Below are 15,859 nucleotides of genomic sequence, written 5' to 3' on the forward strand. Positions count from 1 at the left end.
CCATGAACGATGCCCTGCCGATGAACGCGCCCGCGACCTCCGGCCCCTGGTGGCGCTATCCGCTGGTCTGGCTGGTGATCGCGGGGCCCGCCGCCGTGGTGCTGGCGAGCATCGCGACCGTGTGGCTGGCGCTGCGCACGCCCGAGGTGCTGGTGTCGGAGGACTACTACCGCGAAGGCATCGAGATCAACCGCACGCTGGCCGACAAGAAGCGCATGCCGGCGCAGGCCGGGCGCAACCACGCGGCGACGCCCGAGGACGATGTGCCGGTGCCCCGGAGGGGCGCGCAGTGAGTGCCATGCGCCGCATCGCCGGCATCCTGTGGCCGTCGTTCCTCGTGGCCTGCGGCATGGAGGTGCTGGTGTTCGCGATGATCGATCCGATCCATTCGTACTGCGGCGCCGACGCACTGCGCATGTCGCGCCAGGGCATCTACACCGTGTCCTTCTTCGTGTTCTGGCTGATGGCGGCGGCCTCGAGCGCGTGCACCACGCTGCTGGCGCTGCCGTCCGAGAAAGAGACTGCGTCATGAGCCTGCCCCTGGCCCGCGTTCCCGAGACCCCGTCCGTGTTGCCCGTCGAGCTGCTGCGCCGCTTCGACGTGCCCGGCCCGCGCTACACCTCGTACCCCACGGCCGACCGCTTCGTCGAGACCTTCGGCGCCGACGACTACACGCAGGCGCTGCACCTGCGGCGCGATGCGGACACGGCCGGCGAGCCGTTGTCGCTGTACGTGCACATCCCGTTCTGCGAATCGCTGTGCTACTACTGCGCCTGCAACAAGGTCGTGACGAAGCACCGCGAGCGCGGGCGGCAGTACCTCGACTACCTGGCACGCGAAGTGGCGCTGCAGGTCGCGCAGCTCGGGCTGGGTGCGCCCGTCGGCCAGCTGCACCTGGGCGGCGGCACGCCGACCTTTCTCGACGATGAGGAACTGGGTGAACTGGTGGCCCTGCTGCACCGCGCGTTCGCCTTCGTGCCGGGTGGCGAGCAGTCGATCGAGATCGATCCGCGCACCGTCGATGCCGAGCGGCTCGCGGCGCTGGCCGCGCTCGGCTTCAACCGCCTGAGCTTCGGCGTGCAGGACTTCGACCCCGCCGTGCAGCAGGCCGTGCACCGCATCCAGCCGGCGGCGCAGGTCTTCGCGCTGATGGACACGGCGCGCGCACTGGGTTTCAAATCGATCAACGTCGACCTGATCTACGGCCTGCCGCGCCAGAACGACGCCTCGTTCGAGCGCACCCTCGCGCAGATCCGCGAACTGCGGCCCGACCGCATCGCGCTGTATGCCTACGCCCACCTGCCGGAGCGCTTCAAGCCGCAGCGGCGCATCGCGGCCGACGAGCTGCCCGATGCCCCCACGCGCGTGCGCATGCTCGGGCGCGCGATCGCGGCGCTCAGCGAGGCCGGCTACGTCTACATCGGCATGGACCACTTCGCGCTGCCCGACGACCCGCTGGCCGTGGCCAAGCGCGAAGGCCGGCTGCACCGCGATTTCCAGGGCTACAGCACGCAGCCCGACGGCGACCTCGTCGCGCTCGGCGTGTCGGCCATCGGCCGCGTGGGCGCGACCTACAGCCAGAACGCGAAGACGCTGGAAGACTATTACGCGCTGCTCGACCAGGGCCAGTTGCCCGTGGTCAAGGGGCTGGCGCTGTCGGACGACGATGTGCTGCGCCGCGAGGTCATCATGGCGCTGATGTGCCGGGGCCGCGTGGACTTCGACGCCGTCGAGGCCGCGCACGGCATCGCCTTCGCGGACTATTTCGCCCCCGAGCGCGCCGCGCTGGTGCCGATGGCTGAGCAGGGGCTGGTGCGCCTGTCGCCGCGCGCCATCGAGGTCACGGAGGCCGGCTGGTTCCTCGTGCGTGCGGTGGCGATGGTGTTCGACCGCTACTGCGCTGCGACGCGCACGCGCTTTTCGCGCGTGGTTTAGGAAGGCCATGAGTTCCCCCGCACTCGCCGGCGCCGCATTGCTGATGGGGCTTGCGGGCGGGCCGCACTGCGTGGCGATGTGCGGCGCGGTGTCGGCCGCGGTGATCCGCATCGTGCCGGTGGGCAGGCCCGCGCAGGCCGTGCATCCCGTCGCACCGGTCGCCTTCCACCTCGGCCGCATGGCGAGCTACGCCGCCGCCGGCGCCATCGCCGCCGCGAGCCTGCACGGCCTGGGCGCAGCGAGCGCGCAGGTCGCGGCCTGGCGTCCGCTGTGGGTGATGCTGCATGTGTTCGTGCTCGCCTGGGGCGTGGTGCTCGCCGTCGCAGGCCGCCAACCGCTGTGGACGCAACGCGCCGGGCGCGCGCTCGAAGTGCGGCTGCGGCCGAGGGCCGGCGGCTCGCTGCTGGGCGTGCTCGCCACGGGCACGCTCTGGGTCGCGATGCCCTGCGGTCTGCTCTATTCGGCGCTCATGCTGGCCGCGCTCGGCAACGGGCCGCTGCAGGGCGCCTCGACGATGGCGCTGTTCGCGCTCGGCAGCAGCGTCTCGCTCCTCGCTGCGCCGTGGCTGTGGCAGCGCCTGCGCGGATGGGGCGACAGCGGCACGCGCCAGGCCTGGGGCGCGCGGCTGGCGGGTGTGCTGTTGGCGGCGGTGGCGCTGCAGGCGCTGTGGATGGACCTGAGCCACCGCATCGCCGACTGGTGCGGCTGAAGCACAGCCGCACAACCGAATCAGGCGATGCTCTCGATCAGCAACGCCTGCAGCACGAACCTCCGGTTGTCCGCCGCCGCCGTGCGCTCGCCGAGCAGGCCCGCGAGCGCGGCCGTGGGGTGGCTGTCGGCCGCTGCGCCGTCGTGCACCGGAATGCCCGCGTGCTGGCCGATCTGGCGCACCAGCGCGGCATCGATGCCCTCGCAGGCGACGGCGTCGTAGAGCCGTCCAAGCATGCGCGCCGTGTGCTGCAGCTCCTGCACCGGCGTGTCGGTCGACAGGCTGGAGCGCATGGTCGCGACCTGCGCGCCCAGTTCCTCGGCGGCCTGGCGCAGCAGGGCGAGGGCGGCGCTGTCGCCGGTTTCGCTGAGCAGGCCGAGGTTCTTGCCGCGCAGCAGCCGCGGCGGCGCGGTGCCGTCGAGCGCGGCGCGCTGGAGCAGCCGGGCGCGGCCCAGCAGGCTGGCCTCTCTCTGGGGCGACAGCGCGGCGGTGGAAGGGTGCATGGCAAGGTTCGACATGTGTCTCGCGGAGGCTAGCCACCCCGGCCGCGCCGGCCTTGACGCACATCAAGGAGCGCGCCGCTGTTACACGCCGGACACAGAGCATTCACCCGACGTTACGCACCGATGCGGGCCGTTGTCACTGCGGGGCCTCGCGCTTCCTAGCATCGAGACATCGCCTGATCGCAGGCAACGCCACACAAGACAGACAGAACGCCGAGGAATCCCCATGCTCACGAGTGCCCGCCCCAACCCCATCCTCCCGCTTCGGCCGCTGCCGGCAGCGGTGCACAAGGAAGACGCGGGCCGCCGCACGGCCGAGCGCCTGCGCCTGCTGGCCGAGCAGCTGCAACCGCAGCGCCGCATGGTGCACACGGGCGACGTGATCTACCAGGCCGGCGAACGCTTCGGCAACCTCTACATCCTGAACTCGGGCTTCTTCAAGATCGTGAATCTCTCGGCCGACGGCCGCGAGCAGGTGGTGGGCCTGAAGTTCCGCGGCGACTGGCTGGGCTTCGACGGCATCGCGGGCCAGCGCTACGTGTGCGACGCGGTGGCGATGGACACGGGCGAGGTCTGGGTCGTGCCCTACGAATCGCTGCTGGCCGCCTGCACCACGCACCCCGCGCTGCTGCAGATGCTGCATGCCGCGATGAGCCGCGAGATCGCGCACGACCGCGATTCGCTGATGTCGGTGTGCACCTTGCCCGCCGACGCGCGCGTGGCCGACTTCCTGCGCTACTGGGCCGAGTCGCTGGCCGACCGCGGCATGCGCACCGACGAGATCACGCTGCGCATGACGCGCGCCGAGATCGGCAACTACCTGGGCATGACGCTCGAAAGCGTGAGCCGCGCACTCTCGCGGCTGGCGCGCGACAAGGTCATCGGCTTTGCCACCAAGGGCCGGCGCGAGGTGCAGATTCCCGACGTGGGCGCGCTCTCGGCCTTCGTGCAGCGCTGCCTGGCGCCGGCGCCCGCGATGCTTCAGTAAGAAGCGACGTTGAGCAGCGCGCGCGCCATCGCCCGCGCGAGTTCGCTGCGCGAGTAGGGCTTGCGCAGCAGCTCCCAGCCCGGGGGCGCTTCACGGTCGGCGTCGAGCAGCTCGGCCGAGAACCCCGACATCAGCAGCACCGCCAGCCGGGGTTGGCGTTGCACCGCCTCGGCGGCCAGCCGCGTGCCGCGCATGCCGGGGCCGAGCGCGATGTCGCTCAGCAGCAGGTCGAAGGGCGTGGCCTCGGCCGCCATGGCGGGCAACGCTTGTTCGGCATTGGCGGCGGTCGCGACCTCGCAGCCCAGCGTGGTCAGGAAGGTGTGGACCACCTGGCGCACCTCGGCGTCGTCTTCGACCAGCATCACGCGCAGGCCGGGTGCCAGCGTGGCCTCGGCTTCGATCTCCATGGCATCTTCATCGGCAGGTGCCGCAGCGCTCGCCGCGTCGGCTTCGACCTGCGGCAGGTAGAGCGTCACGGTGGTGCCGGCGTTGAGCTTGCTGTCGATGGCGATGGCGCCGCGCGACTGCTTGACGAAGCCGTACACCGTGCTCAGGCCCAGGCCGGTGCCGCGCCCGGCTTCCTTGGTGGTGAAGAAGGGCTCGAAGAGGTGCTCCATCACCGCGTCGGTCATGCCGGTGCCGCTGTCGGCGATGGAGAGCGCGACAAAGCGGCGGCCGGCGTCGGCGTCGCTCAGTTCCTGGCGCACGGTGGCGGGCAGGGCGTCGCAGGCCTCGGCGCGAAAGTGCAGGCGCCCGCCCTCGGGCATGGCGTCGCGCGCGTTGATGGCGATGTTCAGCAGCGCCGATTCGAGCTGGCCCGGGTCGGCGCGCACGGCGGGGCAGGGGTTGTCGGCATCGATCTCGATCTGGATGCGCTGGTCGAGCGTGCGGCGCAGCATGTCGGTGAGCGAGTGCAGCATCTGCCGCACGTCGACCGCGTCGGGCTGCAGCATCTGGCGCCGAGAGAAGGCCAGCAGCTTGCCCGTGAGTTCGGCGCCGCGTCGGCTGGCGCGCGCGGCGGCGGCCACGAGTTGTTGCGCGTAGCCGTCGGCCGCGAGCTGCGGGAGTTCTTCGAGCACCTGCAGGTTGCCCTGGATGATGGTCAGCAGGTTGTTGAAGTCGTGCGCGATGCCGCCGGTGAGCTGGCCCACGCTCTCCAGGCGCTGGGCGTGGTTCAGCGCCTCTTCGGTCTGCACGCGCTGCAGGCTGGTGGCCAGCAGGCTGGCCACCGATTCGAGAAAGCGGATCTCTTCGTCGCCGAAGCGCCGCGCGGCCGTGGCGCGCACCGACAGCATGCCGGTCACGCGGCCCCGGTCGGACAGCGGCACGGCGAGCGCGCTGACCAGTCCGGCTTCGAGGTAGGCGGGCGGCACGGTGAAGCGGCGCTCTTCGCGGTAGTCGGTCACGACGACCGGGCAGCCCTGCGAGAGCACGTACCCGGGCTGCGTATCGGGCCGGTTGGCGATGCGCAGGCCGACGCTTTCGTCGGCGACCAGGCCCACGCCGCTGGCCAGGCGGAACTCGCGCTGGCTGCCGTCGAGCAGCCACACCATCGCCACCTCGACCTGCAATGCGGTCGCGACGATGTCGGGCACCTGCGCCAGCACCACCTGCAGGTCGCGCGTGTCGACCGCCAGCCGGCCCAGCTGCGCCAGGTGTTCGCTGTAGCGCGCGCGCTGCAGCGCCTGCTTCACGCGCGGGTAGGCGCCGATGTCGCGGATCGCCGCCACCACGAAGGGCAGGCCCTGGTTCTGCAGCGGGCTCAGCGCGATCTCGACCATGACCTCGCTGCCGTCCTTGCGCTTGGCGACCAGCTCCATGTCGGTGCCCATCGGGCGCGGGCGCGGCGCGCGGCCGTAGGCTTCGCGGAATGCGGCGTGGCGCGGGCGGATGCTGTCGGGCACCAGCGCTTCCACGCTCAGGCCCACGAGCTCGTCGGCCGCGTAGCCGAGCATGGCGGCGGCCGAGGGGTTGGCCAGCACGATGCGGCCCGACTGGTCGACCACCAGCAGCGAATCGGGATACGCGGCGAACAGCGAGCGGAACACGCTGCCTTCCTCGACGCCCGAGGGCAGGCCGGGAATCGAGGGTGCGCTGCCGTCAGCCATGGGTGACCGGCGGCACCAGGATGTAGCCCGCGCCGCGCACCGACTTGATGAGCTGCGGATCGTCGGCGTTGACCTCGATCTTCTTGCGCAGCCGGCCGACCTGCACGTCGATCGTGCGGTCGAAGGGCGCGGCCTCGCGCCCGCGCGTCTGCTCGAGCAGGAAGTCGCGCGAGAGCACGCGGCCCGGGTGCCGCGCGAAGGCGCACAGCAGGTCGAACTCGCCGGTGGTCAGCGCCACGGCCTCGCCCTGCGCGTTGCTGAGGCTGCGCGCGGCGGTGTCCAGGCGCCAGCCCGCGAAGCGCAGGCGCTCGGGCGGCGTGGGCGCGGCGGCGGCCACCGACGCGTCGGGCGTCAGGCGCCGCAGCACGGCCTTGACGCGCGCCGCCAGCTCGCGCAGGTCGAAGGGCTTGGTCACGTAGTCGTCGGCGCCCACTTCGAGGCCCACCACCTTGTCCACCGGGTCGCCGCGGCCGGTGACGATCACGAGGCCGCAGCGCCAGTTCTCGCGCATGTGGCGGGCGATGGAAAAACCGTCTTCGCCGGGCAGGCCGAGGTCCAGCAGCACGAGGTCGGCCGGGTCGGCGGCCATGAGCGAGCGCAGCGCCGCGCCGTCGTGGATCTGGGTGACGCGATAGCCGTGGCCCTGGAGGTAGTTGGCCAGCAGCAGCGTGATGTCGACCTCGTCGTCGAGCACCGCGATGTGGGGGGCAGAAGTCATGCGGGGGCTGGGAGAAAAAACGCCAGCGCCACGGGGAAGGGCGCTGGGAGCCGGGAAGCGTAGCACGCAAGGCGTGGCGCTGGCAGCGGCAGCGCCCGCTGTTGATCTGGCGCAAGGCCTGCGGGCGGGGCGCTTCCGAGAATCGCGCCCGTTGTCCACAGGGTCCAGAAGGTACGAACGAATGGCATCTTTTCTTTTCTCGGGCGCGCTCGACCTCCCGTGGTGGGGCGTGCTGCTGGCCGCGCTGGCGCTGACGCACGTCACCATCGCGTCGGTCACCATCTTCCTGCACCGCCACCAGGCGCACCGCGCGCTCGACCTGCATCCCATCGCCAGCCACTTCTTCCGCTTCTGGCTCTGGATGACGACGGGCATGGTCACCAAGCAGTGGGCCGCGGTGCACCGCAAGCACCACGCCAAGTGCGACACGCCCGACGACCCGCACAGCCCGCAGGTGGTGGGCCTGAAGCGCGTGCTGTGGGGCGGCGTGCTGCTGTACGTGGCCGAGGCGCGCAACCCCGAAACGCTCAGCCGCTACGGCCACGGCACGCCCGACGACTGGCTCGAGCGCCGGCTGTACACGCGCTACCAGACGCTGGGCATCACCTGCATGGGCCTGATCGACATGGCGCTGTTCGGCGTGCTGTCGGGCGCGCTGGTGCTGCTCGTGCAGATCGCATGGATTCCGTTCTGGGCCGCCGGCGTGGTCAACGGCATCGGCCACTTCTGGGGCTACCGCAACTGGCCCGCGTCGGACGCGAGCACGAACATCTTTCCCATCGGCCTTTTGATCGGCGGCGAGGAGCTGCACAACAACCACCACGCGTTCCCGACCTCGGCGAAGCTGTCGAACAAGTGGTTCGAGTTCGATATCGGCTGGGTCTACATCCGCGCGCTGCAGGCGCTGGGACTGGCGAAGGTGAAGCACCTGGCGCCGAAGCCGCGCCTCACCACGCCGCGCGCCACCGTCGACCTGCTCACGGTGCAGGCGGTGATCCGGCACCACTACGACGTGCTGTCGAACTACTCGCGCTCGCTGAAGCAGGCCTGCACCGAGGAGCTGGCGCGGGTGCATGCGCTCGCGCCGAACAAGGCGCGTGCCTTGCGCGCCGCGCGGCCCTGGCTCGGCAAGGAAGAGAAGGCGCTCGACGCCACGCGCCACGCGCAGCTCACGCAAGCGCTGGTGGCTTCGCAGGCGCTGGAAACGATGTACGCCATGCGGCGCGAGCTGACCGCGCTGTGGAGCCGCTCGGGCGCCACCGGCGAACAGCTCGTGAAGCGGCTGCAGGACTGGTGCGAGCGCGCCGAAGCCAGCGGCATCGCACCGCTGGCGGCCTTTGCGGTGCGGCTGCGTTCCTACGCCTGAGGACGGTCTTCGCCGGTGCCGTCAGGCCGGCCCGACCTGCACCGCCACATCGAGCGGCACGGCCCGGCGCAGCGCACTGCCCACCGGGGAGTGGGCCTCGGCCCAGTGCACCAGGTCGCGCAACGCCTGCTCCGGCACGCCGTCCGCGGCGATCCGCACCGCGACGTGCATGCGGCTGGGGCCGGCGGGCACGGAGGCCGGCTCGCCGAGCAGGCCGCGGCTGTCCGACTGGCTGCCGACGACCACTTCGAGGGTCGTCAATGCGATGCCGAGCTGCGCGGCCCGCATGGCGATCACGGTCGTCTCGCAACTCGCCAGGGCGGCGCGCATGAACCAGCCGGGCGATGGCGCTTCAGCCTTGCCTCCGATGGCCTTGGGCATGTCGGTCGCGATGGATTCCCCCGTGGGCCCGGTCACGCGAAAGTGCAGGCCCGACACCAGCGTGGCCGTGGCCGGCTTGTCCTGGGTCAGGGCGTCCTGGGGATGCGTCGCGAAGTGGCTCGCGAGGGTGTCCATGGACTGCCGGATGTGCTGGGGTGAGCTCATGACGCTGCTCCTTGAAACGGGGAACGGGCGGGCGGCTCTTGCGCGAAAGAAGCCGCGAGCGGAGCAGGCCATTCTGGGCGCGGTGCCGGGCCCCGTCAAACCGGCGGCGGGCGGCCGGCCTACTGGTTCGCGACCAGCCCGTCCGGCAGGCTGAAGCGCTCGGACTCCACCTTCGCCGCGGCTTCGGGCGCGCGGATCAGCAGCACCGGCACGGGCGCCACCCGCAGGATGTGCTCCGCGCTGCTGCCCATGGCCCAGCGGCTCAGGCCGCGCCGCCCGTGCGTGCCGAGCACGATCAGGTCGGCCTTCGAATCGACGGCCTCGGTCACCACCTGGTCGTGGACCGCGCCGGCCTTGAAGCCGTCGCGCAGCACGACCTCGGCCTCGACGCCCGCGTCCAGCGCCTGGGCGCGGGCCTTCTCGAGCAGCGTCACGGCGTTGGCGCGCAGCGCCCCGAGCCAGTCGCCCGAATGGCCGACGTAGACGTCCATGCCGAGCGCGAACGAGAGCTCATCGAGGATGTGGACGATGCGCAGGCGGCCACCGGTGAGCTTGGCCAGGCGGATGGCTTCGGCCAGGCCTTCGGCGGAGGTGGAACTGCCGTCGACGGGAACCAGGATGCGTTGGTACATGGTGTGGAACCTCCAGGGTGGGTTGATGAGAAAGAGGAGATGCCATGCCAGTCTGTGCCTGGCTGCATGCGCGGGCCTTGATCTGGAACAAGCCTGGGCCGCCTCGGACTTGCGACCCTTGGGGCCTTCGAAAGAAGGAGACCCCGCCATGACACACGCCGCCGTCCGGATCATTCGCCAGGAGCACGCCGCGCTGGCGGCCATGCTGCGTTCCATCGTGATGCTGCTCGACCAGCACCGCCGCAAGGGCACGATGCCCGACTTCGCGACGCTGCGCGCGATGCTGTTCTACGTGGACGAGTTTCCCGAGAAGCGCCACCACCCGAAGGAGACCGAGCTGCTCTTTCCCCGGCTGCGCGCGTGCACGCCGATCTCGCGCGACCTGATGGACAAGCTGGACAACGACCACGCCTGGGGCGAGCGCAAGATCCGTCACGTCGAGCACGCGCTGCTCGCCTTCGAGATGCTCGGCGAGCCGCGCCGCCTGGCCTTCGAGCAGGCGATGAACGAGTACGTGAGCTTCTACCTGGAGCACATGGCGCACGAGGAACGCGAGATCCTGCCGCTGGCCGAGCGCGTGCTCAGCGCCGACGACTGGCGCGAACTCGACGCGGCCTTCGGCGAGAACCGCGACCTGTTCTCCAACCACCCCGCGCCCGACGAGGTGTATGCGTCGCTCTTCACGCGCATCGTCAACGCGGTGCCCGCGCCGATCGGGCTGGGGCCGGCGCTGTAGGCAACGACGGCCCGCGCCCGGATCGCGTAGGCTCGGCCTGACACCCTTCAGGACGAACGAGACGGCGAGATGGACATCGATCAGATCAGGGGAAGGCTGGACTTCCTTCGCGAGGCCGAGCGCCTCAAGAGCGTGCTGCGCAGCGCGCACACGGCCTCGGGCCGCACCGAGAGCACGGCCGAGCACAGCTGGCGCCTGTGCCTCATGGCCATGGCCTTCGAGGACGAGCTGGCCGATCTCGACCTGCTCAAGGTGCTGAAGATGTGTGTGGTGCACGACCTGGGTGAGGCGATCCATGGCGACATTCCCGCCATCGTGCAAGGCGCGCACCCCGACAAGAGCGCGCAGGAGCGCGAGGACCTGCAGCTGCTCACGCGCACGCTCGATGCGCCGCTGCGCGCGGGCATCCTGGCGCTGTGGGACGAGTACGAAAAGGCCGAGACGCCCGAAGCCCGCGCGGTGAAGGCGCTGGACAAGCTCGAGACGCTGCTGCAGCACAACCAGGGCGCGAACCCGCCGGACTTCGACTACGAATTCAACCTCGGCTACGGCCAGAAGCACACCGGCAGCCGGCCGCTGTTTCGCGCCATGCGGGCGCTGGTGGATGCCGACACGCAGAAGAAGGTGGAGGCCGCGCGGCGGGCGCAGGCGGGGCCGGTGGTGCGCCCCGAGCAACCGGGCGACGCAGCCGCGATCCGGCAACTGACGGTGGCGGCCTTTGCCGGCGCGGCGCATGCCGACGGCACCGAGCACCTCATCGTCGACGCCCTGCGCGCCGCCGGGCGGCTCACGCTGTCGCTCGTGGCCGAAGACGGCGGCGAGATCGTCGGCCATGTGGCGCTGTCGCCCGTGGCGATCTCGGACGGCACGACTGGCTGGCATGGCCTGGGCCCGATCTCGGTGGCGCCTGCGCGCCAGGGGCAGGGCATCGGCCGGCTGCTGATGGACGCGGCGCTGGCGGGCCTGCGCGACGCCGGCGCGCAAGGCTGCGTGCTGCTGGGCGACCCGGCCTTCTATGGCCGCTTCGGCTTCGTCGTGCGGCCCGGGCTGGTGCTGCCGGGCGTGCCGCCGGAATACTTTCAGGCCGTGTCGTTCCACGGCGCGTGGCCGGTCGGCGACGTGCGGTACCACGCAGCGTTCGGCGTCGGTGCCTGACGCACGGACCGGGGGCGCAAGGCGTTCATAATCGCCCCCGTCATGCCTGCCCGCCACCTGCCTTCGGACACTGCCCATGCGCCGCGCGTGAAGCGCGCGCAGACCTCGGTGTCCGCGCGTTCCGCGACCCCCGAACCACCCCGCCGCCGCATCCATGACGGTGGTGCGTCCCGCAGCCTTGCGGGCTTCACCGCGATGGAGAGCAGCGCACCGGCCCGCGCGCCGTCTGCGGCGCGACCGCGCAACTGGCGCACGACCCTGCTGGGCGTGGCGCTTGGGTTGGTCATTGCGATGCTGTTGCTCATGAAGTGGCTGCTCGACTACCAGGTCGATGCCGCGCAAGCGCGCCACGCGCAGGAAGCCCAGGCGCGCACGCAGGCCGCGCGCTGCTTCGGCCGCGATGCCGGGCCGTCGTGCCCGCCGGCCGGTCGCACGGTCGTCGAGACCGTCGAGTCCGCAGCGACGAGATAACCCCGCGCACCGCGTGCGCGGGGCCTCGTTCGTTCAGTTCAGCGCAGCACCAGCACCGGAATGTGCGAGTGCGTCAGCACGTGCAGCGTCTCGCTGCCCAGCAGCAGCCGGGCGAGGCTGCGGCGCCCGTGCGAGGCCATCACGATCAGGTCGCAGTCCTGGTTCTTGGCGGCGTGGATGATGGCTTCGGCCACCTGGTTCGACTTCATGACCACCGCGTCGGCGCGGCGCACGCCCTTGGCCAGGGCGGTGTCGCGCACCGCATCGGCCACGCGCTGGGCCGCCTGCTCGACGTGTTTCTGGTTGGCCTCGAAATCCGTCTGGTTCAGCAGCATCGAGCCTTCGAAGTAGCCATAGGGCTGGATGTGCGCGACGTTGACGCTCACCAGCTCGGCGCCGGTCAGCAACGCGAGATCGATGGCCGCGGCCACCGCCTTGTCCGACAGCGAAGAGCCGTCGGTTGCGACGAGAACACGCTTGTACATGGCAGGCTCCTTGGCCCCCGGCACCGCGGGTGCCCTCACTGCCCAGTCTAGGTCGCGCGAGCCGGTCTTTCAAGGCGCGGCGCCGCGGCCGCGTCGATCGCCGTCAGCTGCTCGTGCTGTGGCGCCGTCCCAGGGCGAACACCGAGTTCGGCGCGTCGACCACGAAGGGCTTGCGCACCGGCGAGCCGACCACGGCCGTGGTGCGGCGCGCGGCCGCGCTGGTGGCGGGCTGCACGCCCTTGGCCTTCTGTTCGTCGACCAGGCTCTGCAGCGAGATCGAGCGCAGGAACTCGACGGCGCGCAGGTTCACGGAGGCCCACAGGTCGTCGATCTCGCAGCGGCCGGGTTCGTCGGCCGAGCCGGCGGCGCGCGGGCGGATCTTGCTGGCGCCCAGGTCTTCGATGGTGAGCACGATGTCGGCCACCGTGATCTCCGTGGCCTTGCGGCTGAGCGAGTAGCCGCCGCCGGGGCCGCGGGTGGATTCGACCAGCCCGTTGCGGCGCAGCTTGGCGAACAGCAGTTCCAGGTACGAGAGCGAGACCTGCTGGCGCAGGCTGATCGAGGCCAGCGTGACGGGGCCCGAGCGGCCGTGCAGGGCGATGTCGATCATCGCGGTGACCGCGAAGCGGCCCTTGGTGGTGAGGCGCATGGTGTTTCCTTCCTTGCTTGTCGTTCTGTGTGCGCTTACTCGTCGCGGCCGCCGGCGATGCCCAGCAGGGCCAGCAGCGACTGGAACACGTTGTAGAGGCTCAGGTACACGCCCAGCGTGGCCGAGATGTAGTTGGTTTCCAGGCCGTCCTTCACGCGCTTCAGGTCGTGCAGGATGAAGGCCGAGAAGATGCCGATGGCGGCGACCGACAGCGTCATCATCAGCGCGCTCGACTGGATGAAAACGTTGGCGATGCCCACTACGAGCAGGCCGATGGCGCCCACGAAGAGCCATTTGCCCATGGCCGAGATGTCGCGCTTGATGACCGTCGAGAGCATGGCCATGCCCAGGAAGATGCCGCCGGTGCCGGCGAAGGCGGTCATCACCAGGCTGGCGCCGTTGGACAGGCCGAGCACGCTGCCGACCAGGCGCGACAGCATCAGACCCATGAAGAAGGTGAAGGCCAGCAGCACGGGCACGCCGGCGGCGGAGTTCTTGGTCTTCTCGATGGCGTACATGAAGCCGAAGGCGCCGCCGAGGAACACCATGATGCCGATGCCCGGCGACATGGCGCGCGTGAGGCCGGTGGCCACGCCGAGCCAGGCGCCCAGCACGGTGGGCACCATCGACAGCGCGAGCAGCCAGTAGGTGTTGCGCAGAACGCGGTTGCGTTCCTGGACCGAGGCCAACGGTGCGCCGAAGCTGGAGGGGTAGGCCGATTGGCTGGAGTTCATCGAAAAATCCTGAAAAAAGAGAGAGGGCCGGACGGGTCGCATGACACGTGCGGCGGGGCCGTCGAACGGCTGAAAAGAAGGGGCAGGGGCGTCGCGCTAAACAGGCGACGGGCCGGATCGGATGAGCGCAAACGCCCGGACTGTTTCAGTCCTCAGGCGTTCGCTCGCCGCCGCGCGGCCTCAGGCGGCGAGGAGGGCGTGGGGCCGGGGTGGCCGCTTGGGCCGGTCGAGCAGCGGCGAGAGCACCGAGGTGGAGCCCAGCCGCGGCGGTTGCGCGGACAGCACCAGCAGGTTGCGTGCGTGGGGACGCGCATCGACCAGTTCGGCGTGCTCGGAGCCGGCTTCGTCCATGGCGGACGGGTCTTCGGACGATGTCTTGCCGATGTCCTTGTCGCCGCCATCGGCCAGCGAGGCGGCGAGCGTCGCGACGGTCTGGCGTTCGCCGGACGACGACGTCACATGGTGGCCGCCGACCAGCCCGTGCGCGAGCACGGCGAAGCCGTAGCAGGACAGCATGAAAGCGAGGACGGTAGCGGCAAACCAGCGGGACATGTAGGGGTATTTTACCCGCCGCCACGGATCGGCTCCGGCGGGCGCGAATTCATCCGACCACGGCGCACGGGTGTTGCCATCGTCCATCGGGTGGAACGCTGCAGGCAAATTTCGCCGACTACCGGACTTTCGGGTGTGCTTTTACGCTGACGGACATGCATCGGGGGCCATTTTTCCCCGGCATTCAACCTCGCAAAGGAAGCCTCTCATGTCCAAGCCTTACACCCGTCTCGACAAGAACGATGTCGCCGTGCTGCTGGTCGACCACCAGACCGGCCTGCTCTCGCTGGTGCGCGACATCGACCCCGACAAGTTCAAGAACAACGTGCTGGCCCTGGCCGACATCGCCAGCTACTTCAAGCTGCCCACGGTGCTGACCACCAGCTTCGAGAACGGCCCCAACGGCCCGCTGGTGCCCGAGCTGAAGGCCCAGTTTCCCGACGCGCCCTACATCCCGCGCCCCGGCCAGATCAATGCCTGGGACAACGAGGACTTCGTCAAGGCCGTGAAGGCCACGGGCAAGAAGCAGCTGCTGATCGCCGGCGTGGTCACCGAGGTCTGCGTGGCTTTCCCGGCGCTGTCGGCGCTGGCCGAGGGCTTCGACGTGTTCGTCGTCACCGATGCGTCGGGCACCTTCAACGACGTGACGCGCCAGGCCGCATGGGACCGCATGTCGGCCGCCGGCGCGCAGCTGATGTCCTGGTTCGGCGTGGCCTGCGAGCTGCACCGCGATTGGCGCAACGACATCGAGGGCCTGGGCACGCTGTTCTCCAACCACATCCCCGACTACCGCAACCTCATCACCAGCTACACCCAGCTGACCCAGGGAAAGTGAGCACCCCATGACCACACCGAACACCGTCGCCAACTTCAACGGCGCCAAGCCCGTCATCGATCCCGACGACGCCGTGATGCTGCTCATCGACCACCAGAGCGGGCTGTTCCAGACCGTGAAGGACATGCCGATGACCGAGCTGCGCTCCAACGTCACCACGCTGGCCAAGGTCGCGACGCTGGCGAAGATCCCGGTCATCACCACCGCCTCGGTGCCGCAGGGGCCGAACGGGCCGCTGATTCCCGAAGTGCACAAGTACGCGCCGCATGCGCAGTACGTGGCGCGCAAGGGCGAGATCAACGCCTGGGACAACCCCGAGTTCGTGGCGGCAGTGAAGGCCACGGGCCGCGGCACGCTGATCATCGCGGGCACCATCACCAGCGTGTGCATGGCCTTCCCGAGCATCGCGGCGGTGCATGAGGGCTACCGCGTGTTCGCGGTGATCGACGCCTCGGGCACGTACTCGAAGATGGCGCAGGAGATCACGCTGGCGCGCGTGGTGCAGGCCGGCGTGGTGCCGATCGACACCGCGGGCGTGTGCTCCGAAGTGCAGAAGACCTGGCACCGCGACGATGCCGCGCAATGGGCCGAGGCCTACAGCGCCGTGTTCCCGCCCTACCAGCTGCTGATCGAGAGCTACATGAAGGCGCAGGAGGTCGTGACGAACAGCGAGCAGCTGGATTCGCAGCGCAGCTGATCGCCTCGATGCGACACTGACGAACGCCGCGCCGCACGCG

20 protein-coding genes and 1 pseudogene are annotated in these 15,859 nt (G+C 70.3%); 12 read left to right on the plus strand and 9 right to left on the minus strand.

Annotation, left to right across the window (positions count from 1 at the left end):
- Positions 1-2: 2 nt before the first annotated feature.
- From ACAM52_RS02005 to ACAM52_RS02020, 4 genes are read left to right on the plus strand one after another with little or no spacing between them, the layout of a single operon-like run.
- A complete protein-coding gene (locus tag ACAM52_RS02005; protein ID WP_070062094.1) occupies positions 3-293 on the plus strand; it encodes a FixH family protein in 291 nt (96 codons plus the stop codon).
- A gap of 5 nt (positions 294-298) precedes the next feature.
- Positions 299-532 carry a hypothetical protein gene (locus tag ACAM52_RS02010; RefSeq protein ID WP_223301390.1) on the plus strand — a complete coding sequence of 78 codons (234 nt, stop codon included), beginning with the start codon at positions 299-301 and terminating at the stop codon, positions 530-532.
- A complete protein-coding gene (gene hemN / locus ACAM52_RS02015) occupies positions 529-1,935 on the plus strand; it encodes an oxygen-independent coproporphyrinogen III oxidase (RefSeq protein ID WP_369645973.1) in 1,407 nt (468 codons plus the stop codon). Before ACAM52_RS02010 ends, hemN begins: the two co-directional genes overlap by 4 nt.
- A 7-nt stretch (positions 1,936-1,942) precedes the next feature.
- Positions 1,943-2,644, plus strand: a complete 702-nt coding sequence (locus ACAM52_RS02020) for a sulfite exporter TauE/SafE family protein (RefSeq protein WP_369645974.1) — start codon at positions 1,943-1,945, stop codon at positions 2,642-2,644.
- Between the two features lie 20 nt (positions 2,645-2,664).
- On the opposite strand, the gene ACAM52_RS02025 is transcribed toward ACAM52_RS02020, so the two are convergent.
- A complete protein-coding gene (locus ACAM52_RS02025; RefSeq protein WP_235926376.1) occupies positions 2,665-3,147 on the minus strand; it encodes an ornithine carbamoyltransferase in 483 nt (160 codons plus the stop codon).
- A 226-nt stretch (positions 3,148-3,373) separates the two neighbouring features.
- Between ACAM52_RS02025 and ACAM52_RS02030 the strand changes: the two genes are divergently transcribed.
- A complete protein-coding gene (locus ACAM52_RS02030; protein WP_369645975.1) occupies positions 3,374-4,135 on the plus strand; it encodes a Crp/Fnr family transcriptional regulator in 762 nt (253 codons plus the stop codon).
- Here the strand turns inward: ACAM52_RS02030 and ACAM52_RS02035 are convergent.
- Together ACAM52_RS02035 and ACAM52_RS02040 are read right to left on the minus strand one after the other, a co-directional pair.
- A complete protein-coding gene (locus ACAM52_RS02035) occupies positions 4,129-6,243 on the minus strand; it encodes a PAS domain S-box protein (RefSeq protein ID WP_369645976.1) in 2,115 nt (704 codons plus the stop codon). The two genes, ACAM52_RS02030 and ACAM52_RS02035, sit on opposite strands and share 7 nt — an antisense overlap.
- The gene (locus tag ACAM52_RS02040; RefSeq protein WP_369645977.1) at positions 6,236-6,961 is read right to left on the minus strand and encodes a winged helix-turn-helix domain-containing protein; all 726 of its coding nucleotides are present in this window, start codon (positions 6,959-6,961) and stop codon (positions 6,236-6,238) included. The genes ACAM52_RS02035 and ACAM52_RS02040 overlap by 8 nt, the downstream gene beginning before the upstream one ends.
- Before the next feature lie 181 nt (positions 6,962-7,142).
- Between ACAM52_RS02040 and ACAM52_RS02045 the strand changes: the two genes are divergently transcribed.
- Positions 7,143-8,327, plus strand: a complete 1,185-nt coding sequence (locus tag ACAM52_RS02045) for a fatty acid desaturase (protein WP_369645978.1) — start codon at positions 7,143-7,145, stop codon at positions 8,325-8,327.
- A 21-nt stretch (positions 8,328-8,348) separates the two neighbouring features.
- On the opposite strand, the gene ACAM52_RS02050 is transcribed toward ACAM52_RS02045, so the two are convergent.
- Both ACAM52_RS02050 and ACAM52_RS02055 read right to left on the minus strand, forming a co-directional pair.
- Positions 8,349-8,873, minus strand: coding sequence for an OsmC family protein (locus ACAM52_RS02050; protein ID WP_175497064.1), 525 nt, complete (start codon positions 8,871-8,873; stop codon positions 8,349-8,351).
- A gap of 119 nt (positions 8,874-8,992) precedes the next feature.
- On the minus strand, positions 8,993-9,505 hold the full coding sequence (locus ACAM52_RS02055; RefSeq protein ID WP_369645979.1) for a universal stress protein: 513 nt from the start codon (positions 9,503-9,505) through the stop codon (positions 8,993-8,995).
- Positions 9,506-9,653: 148 nt separating this feature from the next.
- Between ACAM52_RS02055 and ACAM52_RS02060 the strand changes: the two genes are divergently transcribed.
- The 4 genes and pseudogenes from ACAM52_RS02060 (at position 9,654) to ACAM52_RS02075 (ending at position 11,867) form a co-directional block, all read left to right on the plus strand.
- Entirely contained in the window at positions 9,654-10,241 is a 588-nt protein-coding gene (locus ACAM52_RS02060) for a hemerythrin domain-containing protein (RefSeq protein ID WP_159273080.1), read from the plus strand.
- A 69-nt stretch (positions 10,242-10,310) separates the two neighbouring features.
- Positions 10,311-10,874, plus strand: a pseudogene (locus ACAM52_RS02065) (HD family hydrolase); the annotation flags it as partial.
- A 24-nt stretch (positions 10,875-10,898) separates the two neighbouring features.
- The gene (locus ACAM52_RS02070; protein ID WP_369647687.1) at positions 10,899-11,396 is read left to right on the plus strand and encodes a GNAT family N-acetyltransferase; all 498 of its coding nucleotides are present in this window, start codon (positions 10,899-10,901) and stop codon (positions 11,394-11,396) included.
- A 42-nt stretch (positions 11,397-11,438) separates the two neighbouring features.
- Positions 11,439-11,867: a hypothetical protein gene (locus ACAM52_RS02075; RefSeq protein WP_062479965.1), complete on the plus strand. Its 429-nt coding sequence runs from the start codon at positions 11,439-11,441 to the stop codon at positions 11,865-11,867.
- A 38-nt stretch (positions 11,868-11,905) separates the two neighbouring features.
- Here ACAM52_RS02075 and ACAM52_RS02080 read toward each other — a convergent pair whose 3' ends face one another.
- The 4 genes from ACAM52_RS02080 to ACAM52_RS02095 form a co-directional block, all read right to left on the minus strand.
- Positions 11,906-12,352, minus strand: a complete 447-nt coding sequence (locus ACAM52_RS02080) for a universal stress protein (protein ID WP_062479963.1) — start codon at positions 12,350-12,352, stop codon at positions 11,906-11,908.
- Between the two features lie 103 nt (positions 12,353-12,455).
- Positions 12,456-13,001, minus strand: a complete 546-nt coding sequence (locus ACAM52_RS02085) for an Rrf2 family transcriptional regulator (protein ID WP_307694935.1) — start codon at positions 12,999-13,001, stop codon at positions 12,456-12,458.
- 35 nt (positions 13,002-13,036) lie between these two features.
- Positions 13,037-13,735 (minus strand): Bax inhibitor-1/YccA family protein, encoded by a 699-nt coding sequence (locus tag ACAM52_RS02090; RefSeq protein WP_062479959.1) that lies wholly within the window; start codon positions 13,733-13,735, stop codon positions 13,037-13,039.
- A 180-nt stretch (positions 13,736-13,915) separates the two neighbouring features.
- Complete coding sequence (locus ACAM52_RS02095) at positions 13,916-14,251, minus strand: hypothetical protein (protein ID WP_062479977.1); 336 nt, start codon at positions 14,249-14,251, stop codon at positions 13,916-13,918.
- Positions 14,252-14,495: 244 nt separating this feature from the next.
- Here ACAM52_RS02095 and ycaC point away from each other — a divergent pair, with 244 nt between their 5' ends.
- Positions 14,496-15,122, plus strand: coding sequence for an isochorismate family cysteine hydrolase YcaC (gene ycaC / locus ACAM52_RS02100; protein ID WP_062479957.1), 627 nt, complete (start codon positions 14,496-14,498; stop codon positions 15,120-15,122).
- 7 nt (positions 15,123-15,129) lie between these two features.
- Positions 15,130-15,819 (plus strand): isochorismatase family protein, encoded by a 690-nt coding sequence (locus tag ACAM52_RS02105; RefSeq protein WP_369645980.1) that lies wholly within the window; start codon positions 15,130-15,132, stop codon positions 15,817-15,819.
- Positions 15,820-15,859: the final 40 nt, after the last annotated feature.

The organism is Variovorax sp. V118, assembly GCF_041154445.1.
Taxonomy (GTDB): domain Bacteria; phylum Pseudomonadota; class Gammaproteobacteria; order Burkholderiales; family Burkholderiaceae_C; genus Variovorax; species Variovorax boronicumulans.